This is a genomic window from Brachybacterium zhongshanense (assembly GCF_055385755.1).
This window is the reverse complement of sequence record NZ_AP043790.1, coordinates 1,472,814-1,493,044: the sequence shown is the minus strand read 5'-3', so window position 1 is coordinate 1,493,044 and position 20,231 is coordinate 1,472,814. Positions and strand designations below refer to the sequence as shown.

The 20,231-nt window shown below is 70.6% G+C and carries 16 protein-coding genes; 10 read left to right on the top strand and 6 right to left on the bottom strand.

Annotated features, from left to right (window positions below):
* Positions 1-286: 286 nt before the first annotated feature.
* From pgl to tkt, 4 genes are all read right to left on the bottom strand, one after another.
* Positions 287-2,017 carry a 6-phosphogluconolactonase gene (gene pgl, locus ACZ5AJ_RS06785; RefSeq protein WP_464138246.1) on the bottom strand — a complete coding sequence of 577 codons (1,731 nt, stop codon included), beginning with the start codon at positions 2,015-2,017 and terminating at the stop codon, positions 287-289.
* Positions 2,014-3,576, bottom strand: coding sequence for a glucose-6-phosphate dehydrogenase (zwf, locus tag ACZ5AJ_RS06780; RefSeq protein WP_464138245.1), 1,563 nt, complete (start codon positions 3,574-3,576; stop codon positions 2,014-2,016). Before zwf ends, pgl begins: the two co-directional genes overlap by 4 nt.
* A 72-nt stretch (positions 3,577-3,648) precedes the next feature.
* A complete protein-coding gene (gene tal, locus ACZ5AJ_RS06775) occupies positions 3,649-4,770 on the bottom strand; it encodes a transaldolase (RefSeq protein ID WP_464138243.1) in 1,122 nt (373 codons plus the stop codon).
* Positions 4,771-4,866: 96 nt separating this feature from the next.
* Positions 4,867-6,966 carry a transketolase gene (tkt, locus tag ACZ5AJ_RS06770; RefSeq protein ID WP_464138242.1) on the bottom strand — a complete coding sequence of 700 codons (2,100 nt, stop codon included), beginning with the start codon at positions 6,964-6,966 and terminating at the stop codon, positions 4,867-4,869.
* 495 nt (positions 6,967-7,461) lie between these two features.
* On the opposite strand from tkt, the gene ACZ5AJ_RS06765 reads away from it, so the two are divergent.
* The 10 genes from ACZ5AJ_RS06765 (at position 7,462) to ACZ5AJ_RS06720 (ending at position 17,071) form a co-directional block, all read left to right on the top strand.
* Positions 7,462-8,415: a heme o synthase gene (locus ACZ5AJ_RS06765; protein WP_464138241.1), complete on the top strand. Its 954-nt coding sequence runs from the start codon at positions 7,462-7,464 to the stop codon at positions 8,413-8,415.
* A complete protein-coding gene (locus tag ACZ5AJ_RS06760; protein WP_464138239.1) occupies positions 8,412-9,368 on the top strand; it encodes a site-specific tyrosine recombinase XerD in 957 nt (318 codons plus the stop codon). Before ACZ5AJ_RS06765 ends, ACZ5AJ_RS06760 begins: the two co-directional genes overlap by 4 nt.
* 168 nt (positions 9,369-9,536) lie before the next feature.
* Positions 9,537-10,409, top strand: a complete 873-nt coding sequence (locus ACZ5AJ_RS06755) for a ParA family protein (protein WP_464138238.1) — start codon at positions 9,537-9,539, stop codon at positions 10,407-10,409.
* Complete coding sequence (locus tag ACZ5AJ_RS06750; RefSeq protein WP_464138236.1) at positions 10,409-11,287, top strand: pseudouridine synthase; 879 nt, start codon at positions 10,409-10,411, stop codon at positions 11,285-11,287. The genes ACZ5AJ_RS06755 and ACZ5AJ_RS06750 overlap by 1 nt, the downstream gene beginning before the upstream one ends.
* A gap of 107 nt (positions 11,288-11,394) precedes the next feature.
* Entirely contained in the window at positions 11,395-12,489 is a 1,095-nt protein-coding gene (locus ACZ5AJ_RS06745; protein ID WP_464138707.1) for a prephenate dehydrogenase, read from the top strand.
* Between the two features lie 20 nt (positions 12,490-12,509).
* Positions 12,510-14,726 carry a bifunctional cytidylate kinase/GTPase Der gene (der, locus tag ACZ5AJ_RS06740; protein ID WP_464138235.1) on the top strand — a complete coding sequence of 739 codons (2,217 nt, stop codon included), beginning with the start codon at positions 12,510-12,512 and terminating at the stop codon, positions 14,724-14,726.
* Between the two features lie 106 nt (positions 14,727-14,832).
* Positions 14,833-15,546, top strand: a complete 714-nt coding sequence (locus ACZ5AJ_RS06735; protein WP_464138234.1) for a TM2 domain-containing protein — start codon at positions 14,833-14,835, stop codon at positions 15,544-15,546.
* 27 nt (positions 15,547-15,573) lie between these two features.
* Positions 15,574-15,870: a hypothetical protein gene (locus tag ACZ5AJ_RS06730; protein ID WP_464138232.1), complete on the top strand. Its 297-nt coding sequence runs from the start codon at positions 15,574-15,576 to the stop codon at positions 15,868-15,870.
* Positions 15,871-15,974: 104 nt separating this feature from the next.
* A complete protein-coding gene (locus ACZ5AJ_RS06725) occupies positions 15,975-16,448 on the top strand; it encodes an NUDIX domain-containing protein (RefSeq protein WP_464138231.1) in 474 nt (157 codons plus the stop codon).
* Positions 16,445-17,071 carry a hypothetical protein gene (locus ACZ5AJ_RS06720; RefSeq protein ID WP_464138230.1) on the top strand — a complete coding sequence of 209 codons (627 nt, stop codon included), beginning with the start codon at positions 16,445-16,447 and terminating at the stop codon, positions 17,069-17,071. The genes ACZ5AJ_RS06725 and ACZ5AJ_RS06720 overlap by 4 nt, the downstream gene beginning before the upstream one ends.
* 18 nt (positions 17,072-17,089) lie before the next feature.
* On the opposite strand, the gene ACZ5AJ_RS06715 is transcribed toward ACZ5AJ_RS06720, so the two are convergent.
* Together ACZ5AJ_RS06715 and ACZ5AJ_RS06710 are read right to left on the bottom strand one after the other, a co-directional pair.
* Entirely contained in the window at positions 17,090-17,983 is an 894-nt protein-coding gene (locus tag ACZ5AJ_RS06715; protein WP_464138228.1) for a formyltetrahydrofolate deformylase, read from the bottom strand.
* Between the two features lie 20 nt (positions 17,984-18,003).
* A complete protein-coding gene (locus tag ACZ5AJ_RS06710) occupies positions 18,004-20,190 on the bottom strand; it encodes an MMPL family transporter (protein WP_464138227.1) in 2,187 nt (728 codons plus the stop codon).
* Positions 20,191-20,231 lie beyond the last annotated feature (41 nt).

Below are 20,231 nucleotides of genomic sequence, written 5' to 3'. Positions count from 1 at the left end.
GCGGCGGCAGACGGACACTGCTCCACGGCCACGGCCACGGCCACGGCCACGGCCACGGCCACGGCCACGGCCACAGCCACGGCCACAGCCACGGCCACGGCCACGGCCACAGCCACGGCCACGGCCACGGCCACGGCCACGGCCACGGCCACGGCCACGGCCACGGCCACGACGACGGCGCCGAAGACGACGGCGCCGGGTCGAGGAGAAGGTCTCCTCGACCCGGCGCCGCACTGTGCGATGAACGCTGTCGGTCAGACTCTGCCGGCAGTCCTCCGCCGATCCGTCACGCGGTGGCCGCCACGCCGAGGCGCGAAGCCGCCGCCTCGTCGAGGTACCAGGTGGTCGACTCCAGCCCGCGCACGGCGGAGGCAGGGGCCTTCCACGGGTCGAGCTCGCCGTGGGCGAGCGCAACCGCGTCGGCCTTGTCCGCGCCGGCGACCAGCAGACCGACATGGCGTGCGGAGTTCAGCACGGGCCAGGTCAGCGAGACGCGCTGCGGCGGAGGCTTGGGGGAGTCCTCCACAGCGACGGCGCTCGCCCCGGTCTGCCGCTGATCCGGGTGCTGGGGGAACAGCGAGGCGACATGGGCATCGGGGCCGACGCCCAGCCACAGCACGTCGAAGAACGCCTGGCCCCTGGTGCGGAACGGCTGGTCGCCGCCCGCGCTGTCGAGCTGCTGCCCGTACCATGCGGCGGCCTCGGTGAGCGACATGCCGTCGGCGGTCGACGGCATGACGTGGACGTTGCGAGCCGGCAGACCCGCCGCGGCGAGAGGCTCGAGCAGGCTGCTGCGGACAGCGACCTCGTTCCGGTCGGCGTCGTCGGGGCCGACGAAGCGCTCGTCGCCCCACCACAGGTGCACAGCCGACAGGTCGACGCCGGCGGCCTCGAGAGCGACGGGCAGCGCGGCGGCGGCCTTCGTGCCGACGGTGCCGCCGGTGACCACCATGTGTGCGATGGAGCGCTCGGAGACCGCGACCGCGAGAGCTGATGCGGCCTCTCGGGCGGCGGTTCGCGCGACCTCGTCGGCGTCGGCGACCACCTGGTCGACAGGCACCGGCTTCCCGGTCGCGAAGGTCGCGGCGTCGTCGATCCCGCTGAAGGCGTGGGCGAGGACCTCGCCGTAGACCTCATCGGGATCCAGACGGCGCAGCTCCTCGGCGAGCAGCTCGTACAGGGATCGGCGCGGCATGGTCACGTGCTGGCCGTGCTCGTCCCCGGGCAGCGTCAGCAGCACCGTGTCCTCGCTGTTGCGCAGGAGCGAGATGACGCCATCGGGTCGGTGGAGTCGGACACCGAGCACGCCAGGGGCGTCGGTGTGGTCCACGGGCGGGTCGAGGAGCTCGACCTCGACGTCCAGCGCGTTCTCCAGCCAGGCCTTCATGAGCACGACCGAGGGGTCGGTGGCCGATCCGGTGACCTGGACGGCATCGGGACGGGACACCGGGGTGACCTCGTAGGTGCTGGCGATCAGGCCGCGCCAGTTGGTCAGGCGCGACCAGGCGAGATCCGAGTCGCCGCTGACGTACCCGCGGCGCAGGCGCTTGAGCACGGCGAGGGAGTCGTCGGCGGAGGCCGCGTCCGTGATGCGGCGCTGGGACATGGAGCCCAGCACGTCATGGACGGGCGAGGACGGGGCGTCCTCGGGCCACCAGGTGACGATCGGGGCGTCCGGCAGCAGCATCGGCATGATCAGCGTGTCCAGCGAGGACATGATCTCGCCTCGTGCACGCAGGATGACGATCTCGCCGGCGCCGGCGTCGCGGCCCACCCGGATCTCGGCATCCAGACCGGGGGTCTCCGCCTGCGGGTCGGCGTCCACCACGATCACCCGTGCGGGATGCTCGTGGCTGGCGCGGACCGCCGCCTCGAGAGGCTCGTCGATGTCCTCGCCGGTGGCGACGATGATGAGCGTGAGGACTCGTCCGATGGTGGTCGCACCGAAAGTCTCCCGCATCTCGATCATCTTCTTGTCGATCGCCGATGCAGTGGTGTCGGTCAGGGTGGTGATCACGGTCGCCTCCAGGTACGCCCGTCGCGGGCGAGCATCTCGTGAGCGGTGTCCGGCCCCCAGGAGCCAGGGCGGTAGGGGGCGGGCGGCATGTGCTCGGCCCAGTACTGGGTGATCGGGTCGAGCACCTTCCAGGAGAGCTCGACCTCCTTCTGGCGCGGGAACAGCGGCGGATCGCCCAGCAGCATGTCCAGGATCAGACGTTCGTAGGCTTCGGGGGACTCCTCGGTGAAGTTCATGCCGTAGGCGAAGTCCATGGTCACATCGCGCACCTCCATCTGGGTGCCGGGGACCTTGGAGCCGAAGCGCATGGTCACGCCCTCGTCCGGCTGAACACGGATGACGATGGCGTTCTGTCCCAGGTCCGCGGTGTCCGTGGAGCGGAAGGGCAGGAACGGAGCCCGCTTGAAGACCACGGCGATCTCCGTGACCCGACGACCCAGGCGCTTGCCGGCTCGCAGGTAGAAGGGCACGCCCGCCCAGCGACGGGTGGCGATGTCCACCCGGAAGGCCGCGAAGGTCTCGGTGACGGAGTCGGCAGGGATGCCGTCCTCCTCGAGGTACGGCCGCACCTGCTCGCCGCCCTGCCAGCCGCCGACGTACTGGCCGCGCGCGGTGTGCGCCCCCAGGTCCTCAGGCAGCTCGATGGCGGCCAGCACCTTCTCCTTCTCGGCGCGCAGGTCCGCGGCGCGGAAGGAGACGGGCTCCTCCATCGCGGTCAGTGCGAGCAGCTGGAGGAGATGGTTCTGGATGACGTCGCGAGCGGTGCCGATGCCGTCGTAGTAGCCGGCACGCGAACCGATGCCGATGTCCTCGGCCATCGTGATCTGCACATGGTCGACGTAGCCGGAGTTCCAGACCGGCTCGAACATCTGGTTGGCGAAGCGGAGCGCCATGATGTTCTGGACGGTCTCCTTGCCCAGGTAGTGGTCGATGCGGAAGACGTCCTCCGGACGGAACACCTTCTCGACCACATCGTTGAGCGCACGGGCGGACTCGAGGTCATGGCCGAAGGGCTTCTCGATGACGACGCGGCGCCAGGAGCCGTCCCGCGGGGTGTTCAGACCGGAGTTCGCGAGCTGGGCGCACACCTTGGGGAAGGCGTCCGGCGGGATCGAGAGGTAGAAGGCGTGGTTGCCGCCGGTGCCGCGCGTGCGATCCAGCTCGCCGACGACCTCGGTCAGCCGCTCGAAGGCGGCCGTGTCGTCGAAGGTGCCGGTCACGAAGCGCAGGCCGCCGCGCAGCTGCTCGAAGACGCTCTCGTCGAATCCGGTGCGGGAGTGCTCGGAGACGCTCTTGCGCACGTACTCGGCGAAGTCGTCGTCAGACCAGTCGCGGCGACCGTATCCGACCAGGCCGAAGCTCGGCGGGAGCAGGCCTCGATGGGTGAGGTCGTAGATCGCGGGCAGGAGCTTCTTGCGCGCGAGGTCGCCGGTGACGCCGAACATCACCATGGAGCTCGGACCGGCGATGAGCGGCAGACGGCGATCGCGGGAGTCGCGCAGGGGATTGCCTGCGCTCTCCTCGGCGGCCCCGGCCGTGGGGGCGCTGTTTTCAGTCACTGTGGTCCCTTCCTGGACACGGACAGGGCGGGCACGGTCCGCCGCGAGGACGGACCGTGCCCGCGGGGGAGATCAGGCGCGGGCCGTCTCGATGGAGGCGGACACCGTGCTGAGCAGCTCCTCCCAGGCCTGCTCGAACTTCTGGACGCCTTCGCGCTCGAGCTTCTCGAACACATCGGCGAGGTCGACGCCGGCCTCAGCCACGCGGGCGAGGACGCCGTCGGCGGCCTCGGCGGCCGCGGCGTCGACGGCGGGAGCGAGCTCGGAGTGGTCGGCCACGGCCTCGAGAGTCTTCTCGGGCATGGTGTTCACGCTCGGAGAGGTCACGAGGTTGTCGACATAGAGGGTGTCGGAGTACTCGGGGTTCTTGACGCCGGTGGAGGCCCAGAGCGGGCGCTGCACGTTGGCGCCCTTCGCCTCGAGCGCGGCGAAGCGCTCGGAGGAGAAGGCGGTGAGGTATGCGCCGAAGGCGGAGCGGGCGTTCGCGACGCCCGCGGAGCCGCGCAGGGTCTCCGCCTCGCCGCCGAGCGCCTCGAGGCGCTTGTCGATCTCAGCGTCCACGCGGGAGACGAAGAAGGAGGCCACCGAGTGGATCGACGAGAGGTCGAGGCCGGCCTCGGCGGCCTTCTCGAGGCCTGCGAGGTAGGCGTCGATGACGGCGAGGTAGCGCTCGACCGAGAAGATCAGGGTCACATTGACGCTGATCCCCTTGGAGATGACCTCGGTGATCGCGGGCAGGCCCTCGAGAGTCGCAGGGATCTTGATCATGACGTTCTCGCGACCGACGACCTCGAAGAGGTGCTCGGCCTGCTCGATCGTCTTCTCGGTCTCATGGGCGAGACGCGGGTCGACCTCGATGCTCACGCGGCCGTCGAAGCCCTTGGTGTCGCGGTGGATGTCGGCGAACAGATCCGAGGCGCTGCGGACGTCGTCGGTGGTGAGGACCTCGATGACGCCGTCGACGTCCTTGCCCTCGCCGGCGAGCCGCGCGATGTCATCGGAGTACTCGGTGGAGCCGGAGATCGCGGCCTGGAAGATCGAGGGGTTGGTGGTCACGCCGACGACGTCGCGGGAGGCGATGAGCTCGGCGAGGTTGCCGGAGGTCAGGCGGGCGCGGGAGAGGTCGTCGAGCCAGATGGAGACGCCGGCCTCGGAGAGGGCCTGCGTGCGGGGGTTGCGGGTCGCGGACGACATGCTTGGTTCGTTCCTTCCGGATGCGGTGCGCATCCTTGGCGATCGATGGGGGAGAGCAGGAGGGGCGGGGCCGGGATGGCCCCGCCCCGTGGCGGATCAGGCGCCTGCTGCGGCGAGGGACTCCTTGGCCGCGGCCACGACGGCCTCGGGGGTGAAGCCGAACTCGCGGAACAGGGTCTTCGCGTCGGCGGAGGCGCCGTAGTGCTCGAGGGACACGGCGCGGCCGTGGGTTCCCAGGAAGCGGTACCAGGGCATCGCGATGCCGGCCTCGACGGTCACGCGGGCGGTGACGGAGGAGGGCAGCACGGACTCCTTGTACTCGTCGTCCTGCTCGTCGAACCACTCGACGGAGGGCATGGAGACCAGCCGGGCGGGGATGCCATCGGCCTCGAGCTGCTTCTGCGCCTCGGCGGCGTACTGCACCTCGGAGCCGGTGGCGATGAGGATGACCTGCGGATCTCCGGTGGAGGCGTCCTTCATGACGTAGCCGCCGCGGGCGAGGCCCTCGGCGCCCGCGTACTCGGTGCGATCGAAGGTCGGCAGCGCCTGGCGCGAGAGGATCAGACCGACGGGTCCGTTGTCGCGCTCGAGCAGCGCCTTCCAGGCCTGGGCCGTCTCGTTGGCGTCCGCGGGGCGCACGATCGAGAGGTTCGGGATCGCGCGGTAGGCGGCGAGGTGCTCGACCGGCTGGTGGGTCGGGCCGTCCTCGCCGAGGCCGATGGAGTCGTGGGTCCACACGTAGGTGGCCGGGGTCTTCATCAGCGAGGCGAGGCGCACCGCTCCGCGCATGTAGTCGGCGAACTGGAAGAACGTGCCGCCGTAAGGACGAGTCAGCCCGTGCAGGGAGATGCCGGAGAGGATCGCACCCATGCCGTGCTCGCGGATGCCGAAGTGCAGGGTGCGGCCGTACCGGTCGCCCGCGAACTCGGCGGAGGAGTGTTCGGACGGGATGAAGGACGGCTCGCCCTTCATGGTGGTGTTGTTGGACCCGGCGAGGTCGGCGGAGCCGCCCCACAGCTCGGGCATGACACCGGCGAGGGCGTTGAGGACCTGTCCCGAGGCGGCGCGGGTGGCGACGCCCTTCTCGGAGGCCTCGAAGGTCGGGAACGCCTCGGCGAAGCCCTCGGGCAGCTCGCGGGCGGCCAGACGGTCGAGCAGGGCGGCCTTGTCGGCATTGGCGGAGCGCCAGGCCTGGTAGCCCTTGTCCCACTCGGCCTTCGCCGCAGCGGCCCGGTCGGCCAGCGCGCGAGTGTGCGCGAGGACGTCGTCGTCGACCTGGAAGGTCTGCTCGGGGTCGAAGCCGACGGCCTTCTTCAGACCGGCGACGCCCTCCGGGCCGAGCTTGGCGCCGTGGACGGAATGGCTGCCGGCCAGCCCGGGGATCGGCCAGCCGATGACGGTGCGCAGGCGGATGAAGGTCGGCTTGTCCGTGACCTTCTGGCCCTCGAGGATCGCGTCCTTGAGCGCTGCGACGTCCTCGACGTACTCGGTCCCGCCGTTGGTCCAGTCCACCGTCCGGACGTCCCAGCCGTAGGCCTCGTAGCGGGCGGCGGTGTCCTCGGTGAAGGCGATCGAGGTGTCGCCCTCGATGGAGATCTCGTTGTCGTCCCAGATGACGATGAGGTTGCCGAGCTGCTGGGTGCCCGCGATCGAGCTGGCCTCCGAGCTGACGCCCTCCTCGAGGTCACCGTCGGAGACGATCACGTAGGTGAAGTGGTCGAACGGGCTGGTGCCCTCGGCGGCCTCCGGGTCGAGCAGGCCGCGCTCGCGACGCTGCGCCATGGCGAAGCCGACGGCCGAGGAGATGCCCTGGCCGAGCGGGCCGGTGGTGATCTCGACGCCCTCGGTGTGGAAGTTCTCGGGGTGGCCCGGGGTCTTCGAGCCCCAGGTGCGCAGCTCCTCGATGTCCTTCTTCTCGAGGCCGAAGCCGCCGAGGAAGAGCTGGATGTACTGCGTCAGGCTCGAATGGCCGGCGGACAGCACGAAGCGGTCGCGGCCCAGCCACGACGGATCCTTCGGATCGTGGCGCATCACGTCCTGGTAGAGCAGGTACGCGGCGGGAGCGAGGCTGACCGCGGTGCCAGGGTGGCCGTTGCCGACCTTCTCCACCGCATCGGCGGCGAGGACGCGCACGGTGTCCACGGCGCGCTTGTCGAGCTCGGTCCAGCCTTCAGGGGCCTTGAACGAATCGGTCACGGGGGATGATTCCTCTCTCCGGATGACGGCACGGCGGCCGACGGACTCTGGGCTCCGTGCATCCCGGGGCTCCCGGCGGGCCGGGCGGCTGACCGCGGGATCGGAGCAACGCGTCCTACCTTAATCTCCTGGGCTTCAGCGACCGCATCGCGTCCACTCCGTTGCCGTCCCGTGTCTTCGCCGACAGCGAACAGGCGGTCGGGGCGTCGTCGTCTCCGACCAGGGCGCTCGTCCGCCCGGCTCATGCCTGCAGGAGCAGGAGGAACGCAGCGTCGCCGGTCGACGGGGGAGTCCGCGGGCGAACGTCCTGGGGGATCAGGGATGTGATGGGACAGACCGCGGTGAGGGACGGAGCGACGGGCGAGGGGCGTGAGCGGTCAGACTCCGGGTGCTCCGACTCACCCGGGTCCCAGGTCCCTGCGGGCAGGGTCACGGCCTAGTATGGAGCGGTTGCACGCGGTGCCGAGCCGCGATCACGAGGAAGGATGGTGGGCGGTGACCGCCACCCAGGGAGCGTCGACCCGCAGGACCGACCATGGAGAGGACGGATCCGCTCCGCGCAGCGTCCGGAGCGTGCTGCGCGCCTACGTGGCGCTGACCAAGCCGCGCATCATCGAGCTGCTGCTCATCACCACCATCCCCACCATGTTCCTCGCCGCGGGCGGGTTCCCGTCCTGGTGGCGGATCGTCGCGACCATGGTCGGCGGATACCTCGCCGCTGGCGGCGCGAACACGCTCAACATGTACCTCGACCGCGACATCGACGCGAAGATGAAGCGGACCCGGAACCGTCCGATCGTGACAGGCGAGGTCTCGCCCCGCGCCGCCCTGATCTTCGGCATCGTCCTGTCGATCGTCTCGGCCCTCTGGCTCGGCCTCCTCGTCAACTGGGCATCCGCCGCGCTCGCTGTCGGCGCGATCCTGCTGTACGTCGTCTTCTACACGATGATCCTCAAGCGGCGCACCAGCCAGAACATCGTCTGGGGCGGGGTCGCCGGCTGCATGCCCGTGCTCATCGGATGGTCCTCCGTGACGGGGACCGTCTCGTGGACTGCCGTGCTGCTGTTCCTGGTGATCTTCTTCTGGACGCCGCCGCACTACTGGCCCTTGGCCGAGAAGTTCACGAAGGACTATGCCGAGGCGGGAGTTCCCATGCTCCCCGTCGTCGCGAGCCGCAGCAAGGTTGCAGGCCAGATGCTGATGCACACCGCGCTCATGATCGCCTGCAGCCTCGCGATCATCCCGCTGGGCCACACCGGGTGGGTGTACGGCATCGGCGCGGTGGCCTCGGGAGCCTGGTTCGGGTTCCTCGTCGTGCGCTACGCGATCCGCACCCGCAGGGGGCTGACCGGTCGGAAGCTCGGTCCGATGACCGTGTTCCACGGGTCGATCACCTACCTCACGATCCTGTTCGTCGCCCTCGCGATCGATCCCTTCGTGCAGCTGTGAGAACCGGCGACGGCCGTCTGCTCGACCAGTACCTCGCGCATCTGCGCGTCGAGCGCGGCCTGTCCGCCAACACCATCGCTGCCTATCGCCGCGATCTCACCCGCTATCTCTCGCATCTCGCGGCGACGGATGCGCAGCTCGCCGACGTCGTCCCGCAGGACCTCTCGGACTGGTTGCTGGCGCTGCGGACGGGCGGTGACGGAGGGCGTCCGCTCGCGGCGTCGTCGGCGGCCCGGTCGCTCGCCGCAGTGCGCGGGCTCCATGCGTTCCTCGACGCCGAGCAGGCCTCGCCCGCAGGAGATCCTGCTCGCTCCGTTCCGTCACCCGCGCTCCCTCGCCGTCTGCCCCACCCTCTGGACGTCGATCAGGTGGTGGCCCTGCTGGAGGCCGCGAGCCTCCCGGGCACAGGTGCTCTCGCCACAGAGCGCGCGCTGAGGGACCGCGCGCTCGTGGAGCTGCTGTACGGGCTGGGGGCCCGGATCTCCGAGGTCGTCGGCCTCGACGTCGATGACATCGACCGGGAGCAGAGATCCGCCGTGCTGCGGGGCAAGGGGGACAAGCACCGCGCGGTCCCCGTCGGGCGCTTCGCCCTCGAGGCCCTGGACGCCTATCTCACGCGTGCCCGGCCTGCGCTCGCGGCCCGCGGCGACGGCGGTGCCGCTCTCCTCCTCGGAGTGCGGGGCACCCGTCTGACCCGCCAGGCGGCGTGGGCGGTGGTCCGGGGCGCGGCCTCCGCGGCCGGGCTCGACGACCTCCCCGAGCCCATCAGCCCGCATACGCTCCGGCATTCCTATGCCACCCACCTCCTGCAGGGAGGGGCGGACGTGCGCAGCGTCCAGGAGCTCCTCGGGCATGCCTCGGTCACCACCACCCAGCTGTATACCCAGGTCACCGTGGACTCGCTGCGGGAGATCCACGCGGGGGCACACCCCCGCGCCGTCTCGGGGGCTTAGACTTGCACGGCGAGCGGCCGGACTCTCCACGGAGGGCCCGGCGCCCCGTCCCTCCGCCGCCGACGGCATCCGCGCACGACCCGCTCCGGGTCGGATCGCGCTGCCCGAGGGCGCGACGGACATCGCCCTCGAACCCTCCGACCACGACGCCGACGACAGGACACCGACGTGAGCTCGACCGCCAACCAGCAGCTGGACATCGACCTGGGACCCACCGGGCGTCCGATGCCCGAGCTGCCGGAGCCCGCACCGCTGGACGGCCACGGGCCGGCCCGGATCATCTCGATGGTGAACCAGAAGGGCGGGGTCGGGAAGACGACCAGCGTGATCAACCTCGGCGCCGCCCTCGCCGAGCTGGGGCGCCGTGTTCTGCTGGTGGATCTCGACCCGCAGGGCGCGCTGAGCGCCGGGACCGGCGTGAACCCGTACGACCTCGATGTGACGGTCTACAACCTGCTGATGGAGCGCCATCACGATGTCCGGGACGTCATCCAGGAGACGTCGACCGAGGGACTGGACGTGCTGCCGGCGAACATCGACCTCTCCGCTGCGGAGGTGACCCTCGTCAACGAGGTCGCCCGCGAGATGGCCCTCGCACGGGTGCTCAAGCCCGTGGCCGACGACTACGACGTCATCATCATCGACTGCCAGCCCTCTCTGGGCCTGCTGACGGTGAACGCGCTGGCTGCGAGCCACGGGGTGATCATCCCCCTGGAGGCGGAGTACTTCGCGCTGCGCGGCGTCGCGCTCCTGGTGGAGACGATCGAGAAGGTCCAGGACCGCATCAATCCCAAGCTCGAGATGGACGGCATCCTGATCACGATGTTCGACCCGCGCACGCTGCACGCCCGCGAGGTCTGCCAGCGCGTCGTGGAGGCCTTCCCCGACAAGGTCTTCCACACGACGATCAACCGCACGGTGAAGTTCCCCGACGCCTCTGTGGCCGCCGAGCCGATCATCTCCTTCGCCTCCAGCACAAAGGGTGCTGATGCCTACCGCCAGCTCGCCCGCGAGCTGATCCATCGCGGCGGCGCCGCCTGATGGCGGGCGGGCGCGGGCAGGGCGGCCGCCGACGTCGACGCAGCGCCTTCACCCCGCCGAAGGAGGTGCGTCTGCGCACGAGGGACGGAGCGACCGCGCGGCCGACGGCGGGTGCTGACCAGGACGGCGAGGCCGATGTCCATCGTGAGGAGGGCGAGCGCCTTCAGAAGGTCCTGGCCAGGGCTGGCTTCGGCTCTCGTCGAGCGTGCGAGGCGATCATCGCGCAGGGGCGGGTGAGCGTCGACGGCGAGGTCGTCGTCGAGCAGGGCGTGCGGATCGATCCCGCGGTGCAGGTCGTGCACGTCGACGGACGTCGGCTGCAGCTGGACGAGCAGAAGCTGACGATCGTCCTGAACAAGCCGCGGCACGTCGTCAGCGCCATGTCCGATCCCGAGGGGAGGCGCGACCTCACGGAGTTCGCCGCGCGCTACCCGCAGCGGCTGTACCACGTGGGACGCCTGGACTTCGAGACGGAAGGGCTGCTGCTGCTGACGAACGACGGCGAGCTCGCCCACCGTCTCACCCATCCGAGCTTCGAGGTCGACAAGACCTACGTATGCCGCTTCGACGCGCCCGGAGGTCCCCCCAGAGGGCTGGTCAGGACGCTGCGGGAGGGCGTCGAGCTCGATGACGGTCCCGCGCGGGCCGACCGTGCACGGGTGCTGGCTCAGGACGGTCGCGAGGCCGTGGTCGAGGTGACGCTGCATGAGGGCCGCAACCGGATCGTCCGCCGGATGTTCGCCTCGCAGGGCTTCGAGCTCACGCGTCTGATGCGCACCCGCATCGGTCCGGTGCTGCTGGGTGATCTCGCCCCTGGCCAGACCCGGGAGCTGACCTCCAAGGAGCTGGGAACCCTGATGGCGGAGGTCGGTCTGTGAGCGAGGGGACCGGTGCTCGGGAGCCCGGCGCTGCGGAGTCCCGCTCGGGGCAGTCCGCTGCCCCGTCGGCACCATCCGGCGGCGGTGGGCTCCCGGCGACGGTCCGGATCATCGGCGTCGGGCTGATCGGCGGATCGCTGGGGCTCGCCCTCCGGGCCGCCGGCGCGGACGTCCAGGTCCAGGACGTGTCCCCGGGAACTGTGGCGCTGGCGGTCGAGCTGGGCGTGGGCCGGCAGGCGGGCCCCGAGGACTCGGCCCCTGACCTGGTCGTCGTGGCCGCGCCCCCGGACGTCGCCGCGGAGCTCGTCGCGCAGGCGCTTCGTGCGCACCCGGCGGCGATCGTCACCGACGTCGCGAGCGTGAAGGAGACGGTGCTGCAGGGGCTGCGGATCCGCCGGGCCCAGGGTGTGCTCGGCGACGCCGACCTCGCGCGCTACATCGGGTCCCATCCGATGGCCGGCCGGGAGGTGTCCGGCGTGATCGCCGCGCAGGCGGACCTGTTCCTCGGCCGACCGTTCGTGATCTGCCCGCACGAGGCCTCCCAGGTCCGGGGCGTGTCGATGCTCAAGCAGCTGGCGGTCGAGCTCGGCGCGCTGCCCGTGGTGCTGGACGCGGAGCGCCACGACGCCGCGGTGGCCCACGTGTCCCATGCCCCCCAGGTGATGGCGAGCCTGCTGGCGACCCAGCTGCTGGACGCCGAGGAAGGGGCGCTCGAGCTCGCCGGCCAGGGGCTGCGGGACTCCACGCGCATCGCCGCCTCCGACCCGCGGCTGTGGGTGGAGATCCTGAGCGCGAATGCCCGCGCGCTGCTGCCCGTGCTCCGAGGGCTGTCCGACCGCCTCGACGAGGTCGTGGCGGCGCTCGGCGCCCTGACCGGCGACCCGGCACCCGAGCTCGGGTCGCGACGGGCGGTGGCGAGCCTCATCGCCGACGGCAACCGCGGCGTCGGCCGCATCCCCGGCAAGCACGGCCACGGCACGGACGCCTTCGCCACCCTCACCGTCCTGGTGCCCGACCGTCCCGGCGAGCTGGCGCGCCTGCTGGGCGAGATCGGGGAGATCGGCGTGAACCTCGAGGATCTTCACCTGGAGCACTCCCTCGGGCAGCCGGTGGGCCTCGCGCACATCGCGATCGACGGCACCCATGAGGCCCTGCTCACCCGGGAGCTGCGCGAGCGCGGATGGACCGTCGCCGAGGCATGAGCGCCCTCTATCCTTGAGGGATGGATTCCCCTGTCACCGTCCCCGCCCCTGCCCGCCGCGGCGTCTCCGTCGCGATCGACGGCCCGGCCGGCTCGGGGAAGTCCACCGTCGCACGCCGCATCGCCGAGCTCAACGGCGGCGGCGTCCTCGACACCGGAGCGATGTACCGCGCCGTGACCTGGCTGTGCCTCGAACGTGGCGTCGACCTCGATGATCGCGATGCGGTGGCGGCCGTCGCCGACGGCATCGATCTGGACCTCGGCACCGATCCGTCGGGTGCGCGCGTCGTGGTCGAGGGTGAGGACATCACCGGCGAGATCCGCACCGAGCGGATCAGCACGGTCGTCAGCGCCGTCGCCACCAACACCCTGGTCCGCCCGATCCTTCAGCGGCGCCAGCGCGATCTGCTGCGGCAGGTCGCCGATGCGCGCGGGCTGTGCGCCGCCGAGGGTCGGGACATCACCACGGTCGTGGCACCTGACGCCGATGTGCGCGTGCTGCTGACCGCGAGCGATGAGGCGCGCATGGCTCGCCGCGCCCGGGAGCTCGCGCTCGACGACTCCGAGGAGACCAGGGAGCGCATGCGGGACCAGGTGCTGCGCCGCGACCGCGATGACTCGACGGTCTCGGAGTTCCTCACGGCGGGTGCGGGCGTCACCGCGGTGGACACCACGGATCTGGGCATCGACGAGGTCGTGGCTCGTGTGCAGGAGCTCGTCGACTCCGCACGGGAGGCCGACGACGTCTCCGCCCAGCCGGTCGTCGAGGTCGTCCGCGCCGTCGCGGAGGATGCTGACGGCGGCCCCAGCGATGAGGCCATCGAGGCCGCGCTGAGGGCGGGCCTGTCGGACTTCGAGCTCGACGAGGACGACCTCGCGCTGCTGGCCGACGAGGAGGCCGAGGGCCTCTACGGCGAGCCGGTCCGGAATCTCCCCGTCGTGGCGGTCGTCGGCCGCCCCAACGTCGGCAAGTCCACCCTGGTCAACCGTATCCTCGGTCGTCGGGAGGCCGTCGTCGAGGACACTCCGGGCGTCACCCGGGACAGGGTGTTCTACGAGGCGGAATGGTCCGGACGAGACTTCTGGCTGGTGGACACCGGCGGCTGGGAGGACAAGGTCCAGGGCATCGCCTATCGGGTCGCCGAGCAGGCGGAGATCGCCGCCGAGCTCGCCGACGTGATCATGTTCGTCGTCGACGCGAACGTCGGCATCACGCAGACCGACGAGCAGATGCTCAAGGTCCTGCGCCGCACCACCCATCCTGTGGTGCTGGTCGCCAACAAGGTGGACGACCAGCGCGGCGAGCTGGAGGCCGCGGCGCTGTGGAACCTCGGTCTGGGGGAGCCGCATCCGGTCTCGGCCCTGCATGGCCGCGGCTCGGGCGACCTGCTGGACGCGGTGCTCGCAGTGCTCCCCCTCGAGGGCAGGGGAAGCGCCGTCGACCACGGTCCGCGCCGCATCGCCTTGGTCGGTCGCCCCAACGTCGGCAAGTCCTCGCTGCTCAACCGCCTGGCGGGGGAGAACCGCGTGGTGGTCGACGACATCGCCGGCACCACCCGCGATCCCGTCGACGAGAAGATCACCCTGGGCGGCAGGCTGTGGACCTTCGTGGACACCGCCGGCATCCGCCGCCGCGTGCTCCAGTCCCAGGGCGCGGACTACTACGCCTCACTGCGCACCCGTGCGGCGCTCGATCGCGCAGAGGTCGCCGTCGTGCTGCTGGAGGCCTCGGAGACGATCTCCACGCAGGACCTCAAGATCATCGACATGGTGCTGGAGTCCGGCCGTGCCCTCGTGCTCGCCTTCAACAAGTGGGATCTGCTGGACGAGGAGCGCCGGCTCCAGCTCGAGGGCGAGATCCAGCGGGACCTCGCGCATGTGGCGTGGGCGCCCCGCGTGAACCTCTCGGCGAAGACCGGTCGCCATGCGGAGAAGCTGGTGCCGGCGATCGAGACGGCGCTGGAGTCCTGGGATCAGCGCATCCCCACCGGGCGGCTGAACGCGTTCCTCGGCACATTGGTCGCCGCGCACCCGCACCCGCTGCGAGGCGGCAAGCAGTCGCGGATCCTCTTCGCGACGCAGGCGCGCACGCGCCCCCCGCGGTTCGTCATCTTCGCCTCCGGCTTCCTCGAGCACGGCTACCGCCGCTTCATCGAGCGACGTCTGCGCGAGGAGTTCGAGTTCACCGGGTCCCCCATCGTCATCGGAGTGCGGATCCGCGAGAAGCGCCGCCGCTGACCCGTTCGTCATCGGAGCCCTCTCCCCAACGGATCGCGGGGGAGAGGGCTCCGATCCGTGGCGTGCCCGCGATGGTGGAGATCAGCTACCGGCTAGGCTGTCGTCCATGAGCACTACAGGTGGCAACGAGTCCTGGAACGACCAGCCGAGGGATGACGCGCAGCAGCCCGCGGAGCAGCAGTACGGTCAGCAGAACCCCTACGGAGCCGTCCCACCGAGCCCCTATGGGGATCCTGCTCCGTCGGCGGCGGACCCGTACGGCCATTCGTCGGCCCCGTCGGCGCCGTCGGCCTCCGCCGCGGATCCGTACGGTCAGTCGGCCCCGTCGGCCGCGGATCCGTACGGTCAGTCGGCCCCGTCGGCCGCGGATCCGTACGGCCAGGGACAGCAGGCCTGGTCACCGGCGGATCCGTTCGCCACCCAGGGGTCCGGTGCTGCTGCTGATCCGTACGGGCAGCCCGGGGCGCAGCAGGGCTTCGAGCAGGCCGGTCAGCAGCCTTATGGCCAGTCCTCTGAGCAGCAGGCCTACGGTCAGCAGCCTGCTGGTGGCGCGTCCCAGATGCCGGCGGGTGCCCAGGCGGGTGCGAGCGGGCGCCAGCCCCAGAGCCGCATGCTGGTGGGCCTGCTGGGCATCTTCCTCGGCGGCTGGGGAGTCCACCGCTTCCTGCTCGGGTACACCACGATCGGTATCATCCAGATCATCGTGACCATTGTGACCTGCGGCGTCGGTGCGCTGTGGGGATTCATCGAGGGCATCATGATCCTCGCTCGGGCGCAGTCCTTCGAGCGGGATGCGTACGGGATCCCTCTGACCGACTGATCCTCGCCGAATGAGGAGGCACTCACGATGAACCAGCCGCTCAGCGCCGCCCAGCCACCGGATGACCACCGATCGATCCAGACCAGCGCGATCGCTCTGACCGTCGTCGGCTTCCTCTGCGGAGGAGGAGTCCCCGGCATATTCGGGATCATCGCGCTCGTGCAGATGGAGACCAACCCTTCGTCGGCGCGGCAGATGAACAAGGTCGGATGGATCATCTTCTGGGTCATCCTTGGCCTGGGGGTGCTCGCCGTGCTGGCCTACATCCTGTTCTTCGTGGTGATCCTCGGCGCGGTCTCGATGCCGATCCTCGTCGGAGGCTGACTCCAGCGCTGCTCGGGCTCCGAGCCTCCCCATCGCGGCGAGACGCGGTCGGGGTCCCTTCAGTCCTCGGCCGCTCGCGGCCGTCAGTCCCAGGAGACATTCTCATGCCCACCCCGGATTTCGTGCTTCGCCTGCGCGAGCACGTCGGCCACGACCTTCTGTGGATGACGGGGGTGACGGCGATCGTCCTGGATCGGGACCGACGACGGCTGCTCGCTGTGCGGCGCGCCGACGACGGTCAGTGGACCCCGGTCACCGGCATCATCGACCCCGGTGAGGAGCCGGCTGCGGCGGCCGAGCGCGAGGTGCGGGAGGAGACCGGGACCGTCTGCCGAGCGCGGCGGCTGATCGATGTGCGCACCCTCGCACCCATGACCTACCCCAACGGCGATCGGGCCCAGTACATCGACATCGCCTTCGTGTGCGAGCACATCGAGGGCGAGCCGCATCCGGCCGACGGCGAGAACAGCCAGGCGCGCTGGTTCCCGGTGGAGGATCCGCCCCCGATGAACGCGCGCTTCCGGGAGGTGCTCGAGGTCGCACTGGCCGACGAGCAGGCGGCGAGGTTCCGACGATGAGGGTCGCTGACATGCTGCCCGGTACGAGGGTGCGGATTCCACTGCACCCCGGCTCCTCCGATCCCGTGGATCACGCGGAGGTGAGGGTGGTGGCGGTGCCGCGCCGTGACCTCGTGCGCAACGGCGGTCAGCTGAGCACGCCCCTGCGGCCGATCGCGGACAGCCTCCTGGTGGATGTCTCCGTCGGCGGACGCACCGTGATCCCCGGCGCCTGGGCCCAGCCGGAGGTGATGGAGCGGGGAGAGCCGATCGCGCCGCGATCCGTGACGACGGCGGATCTGCGGCCGCCGGCGGTGATCGTCGGCGACGGCCCCGAGGTCGCGATGCACTGGGGGGAGACCGTGTGGCCGCTCCGTCTGGACGCGGCGCTCGCGATCCCGTCCTCCGCGCGCCTGTCCCCGCATCCTCTCTCGCGTCTGCGACGCCTCGCCCTGGTGGCCTCAGGCCGGCGGGAGGAGGTGGGACTGACGATGTGGCGGGATCCCGGCTTCGAGGTGCCCTGGCACGATGTGCGGCTTCTGCCGCATGCCGCCTGGTGGTTCGAGATCGCCCAGGTCCCTGCGGGCATGCGCTACGCCGATGCGGAGGCGGCGCAGGGCGTCGGAAGAGCGCGCCGCCGCTGATCCGTGCTCAGCGGCCGCTCAGCGGAAGACGATCGTGCGCTGGCCGTCCAGGAGGACGCGGGACTGCGCGAACCAGGTGATCGCCTTCCGGAGCGTGCGCACCTCGGTGTCCTGGCCCAGCGCCATGAGCTCACGGGGCGAGCGGCTGTGATCCACGCGGATCACGTCCTGCTCGATGATCGGTCCCTCGTCGAGGTCGCCGGTGACGAAGTGGGCGGTCGCACCGATCTGCTTCACACCGCGGGCGTACGCCTGACGGTAGGGGTTGGCTCCCTTGAACCCGGGCAGGAACGAATGGTGGATGTTGATGCACCGCCCCGCCAGCTCCTCGCACAGCTCCGGCGAGAGGATCTGCATGTATCGCGCGAGGACCACCAGCTCGATGTCGTGCTCGGCGATCGCCTCGCGCACGCGATCCTCGAAAGCGGCCTTGTCCTGCGCCGAGGCGATCGGTCGATGCTCGAACGGGACGCCGTGGTAAGCGGCGAGCGGCGCCATCGTGTCGTGGTTGGCGAGGATCAGCGGCACATCGATCGGCAGGTGGCCCTGCTCGATCTGGAAGAGGATGTCGTTCACGCAGTGCTTGGCCTTCGAGGCGAGCACGAGGGTGCGCAGCGGACGGCCGACCACGTCGACGCGGTGCTCCATGCGGTAGCGCTCGACCACCGGGGCCAGTGCCCGCTCGACCTGGTCGAGGGAGGCGGTCGTGGTGATCTCCACGCGCATGTAGAAGCGCCGGGTGGCGCCGCTCCCGAACTGGCGGCTCTCCCCGATGTTGCCGTCGATCTCGACGATCGCACCGCTGATCGCGTGGACGATGCCGGGGCGGTCCTCGCAGACGAAGGTGATCACGTAGGTGTGCTCGTCCGTCTCTGGGGAGACGTCGGGGGCGGGAGAGATCGTGCTGTTCATGGGCAGAACTCTAGACGCTGTCAGCGCCGGGAGAGTCTCGACGGCCACCAGATCGCCCGGCCGATGTCCAGTGCGAGCGCGGGGACCAGCAGGCTCCTGACCACGAAGGTGTCCAGCAGCACGCCGAAGGCGACGATGAACGAGATCTGCGCGAGGAACAGGATGGGGATCACGCCGAGGGCCGCGAAGGTCGCGGCGAGCACGAGACCCGCGGAGGTGATCACCCCGCCGGTGACGGCGAGGCCCCGCAGCACGCCCTCGCGAGGTCCGTGCGCGAGAGCCTCCTCGCGCACGCGGGTCATGAGGAAGATGTTGTAGTCGATCCCCAGTGCCACGAGGAAGACGAACCCGTACAGCGGCACCGCGGGATCTGCTCCGGGGAAGCCCAGCACATGGTCGAACACCAGGGCGGAGACGCCCAGCGCGGCCCCGAAGGACAGCACGGTGGTCGCGATCAGCAGCAGCGGAGCGAGCACGGCGCGCAGCAGGGCCATCAGGATCAGGAGGATCACCACCAGGACGATCGGGATGATCAGCGACCTGTCGTGCGCGGAGGCGTCGTCGGTGTCGATGGCGGTGGCGGTGACCCCTCCCACGAGAGCATCGATTCCGGCATCGGCGAGCTCTGCGCGCATCTGCCGGACGGCCTGCTCCGCGGCGTCGGAGTCGGGGGCATCGCTCAGCGTCGCCTGGAGCATGATCCGGCCGTCGACCACGGTCGGTTCCGGCGCGGCGGCCCCGGGTGCCCCGACGGACTGGATGCCCTCCTCGGTGATGCTTGCCGTGCCGGTGACCGAGTCCTCGGCGCTCACGGCCACGGAGTCGACGTTCTGCATCGTCAGCAGGAGGTCGGCCGCGTCCTGGAGATCCTCCTCGGCGAGGATCACCATGGCCGGGCCGCCCTGGCCGGCGGGGAAGTGCTCTCCGAGCACAGCCTGCCCGTCGCGGGCGGAGGATGAGGTCAGCACCAGCTCGGACTGCGGCACGCCGTCGGCCTTCAGCTGCGTCGCACCGACGCACCCGACGACCAGGACCAGGGCCGTGACGATCCAGATCCTGCGCGGACGCCGGGATACGGCGACGGCGATACGGCCCCAGAGCCCCTGGCCGACGGCGCTCTCACGCTCCGCGGCGGGCGCTGGTTCGACCCGGGGGATGCGCGGCCAGAAGGCGATCCTGCCGGCGACGTACAGCATGGCCGGGAGGTATGTCAGCGCTGCGAGCATCGCGAAGGCGATGCCGATCGCGGCGATCGGACCCAGTGAGCTGTTCGACTTCAGATCCGACAGAAGCAGGCACAGGAGCCCGGCGATGACGGTGCCCCCGGAGGCGACGATCGGTTCGACGGATCCCCGCAGCGCGTTCATCGTCGCGGGCCCGCGATGGGCCTGGTGGTGCAGCTCGTCGCGATATCGCGAGACGAGCAGCAGGGAGTAGTCGGTCGCCGCGCCGATGACGAGGATGAACAGGATGCCCTGGGTCTGGCCGTTGAGCATGACCGCGCCCTGCTTCGCGAGCATCCACACCGTCAGCAGTGCTGCGCAGAGGGCGAACACGCTGGTCGACAGCACGATCAGCGGGAGCAGGAAGGAGCGGTAGACGATGATCAGGATGATCAGCACGGCAGCGAGGGCCACACCGAGCAGGAGCCCGTCGATGCCGGCGAATGCGGCGGTGAGGTCGGCGGTGAACCCGGCAGGGCCCGTGACATGGGCGGTGATGCCCTCCGGGAGGGAGGCCGCGAGCTCGGCATCGATCGCATCGACGGCGTCACCGATGTCCGCGTCCGCTGCGATCGGCACGATGATCTGCACGGCCAGGCGGTCCTCGGAGGGGATGGCGGGGGAGACCTCGTCTCCGACGGCGTCCGAGGCGGTGAGCGCCTCGGCGGCGTCGGTGATCTCCTCGAGGGCATCATCGTCCAGCTCCTGGTCGGAGCTGAGGACGACGATCGCGGGGATCGCGTCGGATCCGGAGAACTCGGGGGACAGCTCGCTCACCTGCGTCGCCTCCGCCGAGGCGGGCAGATACGCGGTCGAGTCGTTCGAGGAGACCTCGGAGACTCGGCCGAAGTAAGGTCCGCCGATCCCGGCGACGGCGACCCAGGCCACGATGAGGAGGCTGGGGATGAGGATGCGCAGGAGGACGGGGAGCGGACGACGGTCGGCACGGTGGGCATGCCCGGGCCTCGTGGGGTGGTGCGGCATGGGTTTCCTCCGGGAGGCGGGGATGGGATGAGCGGGGGTGC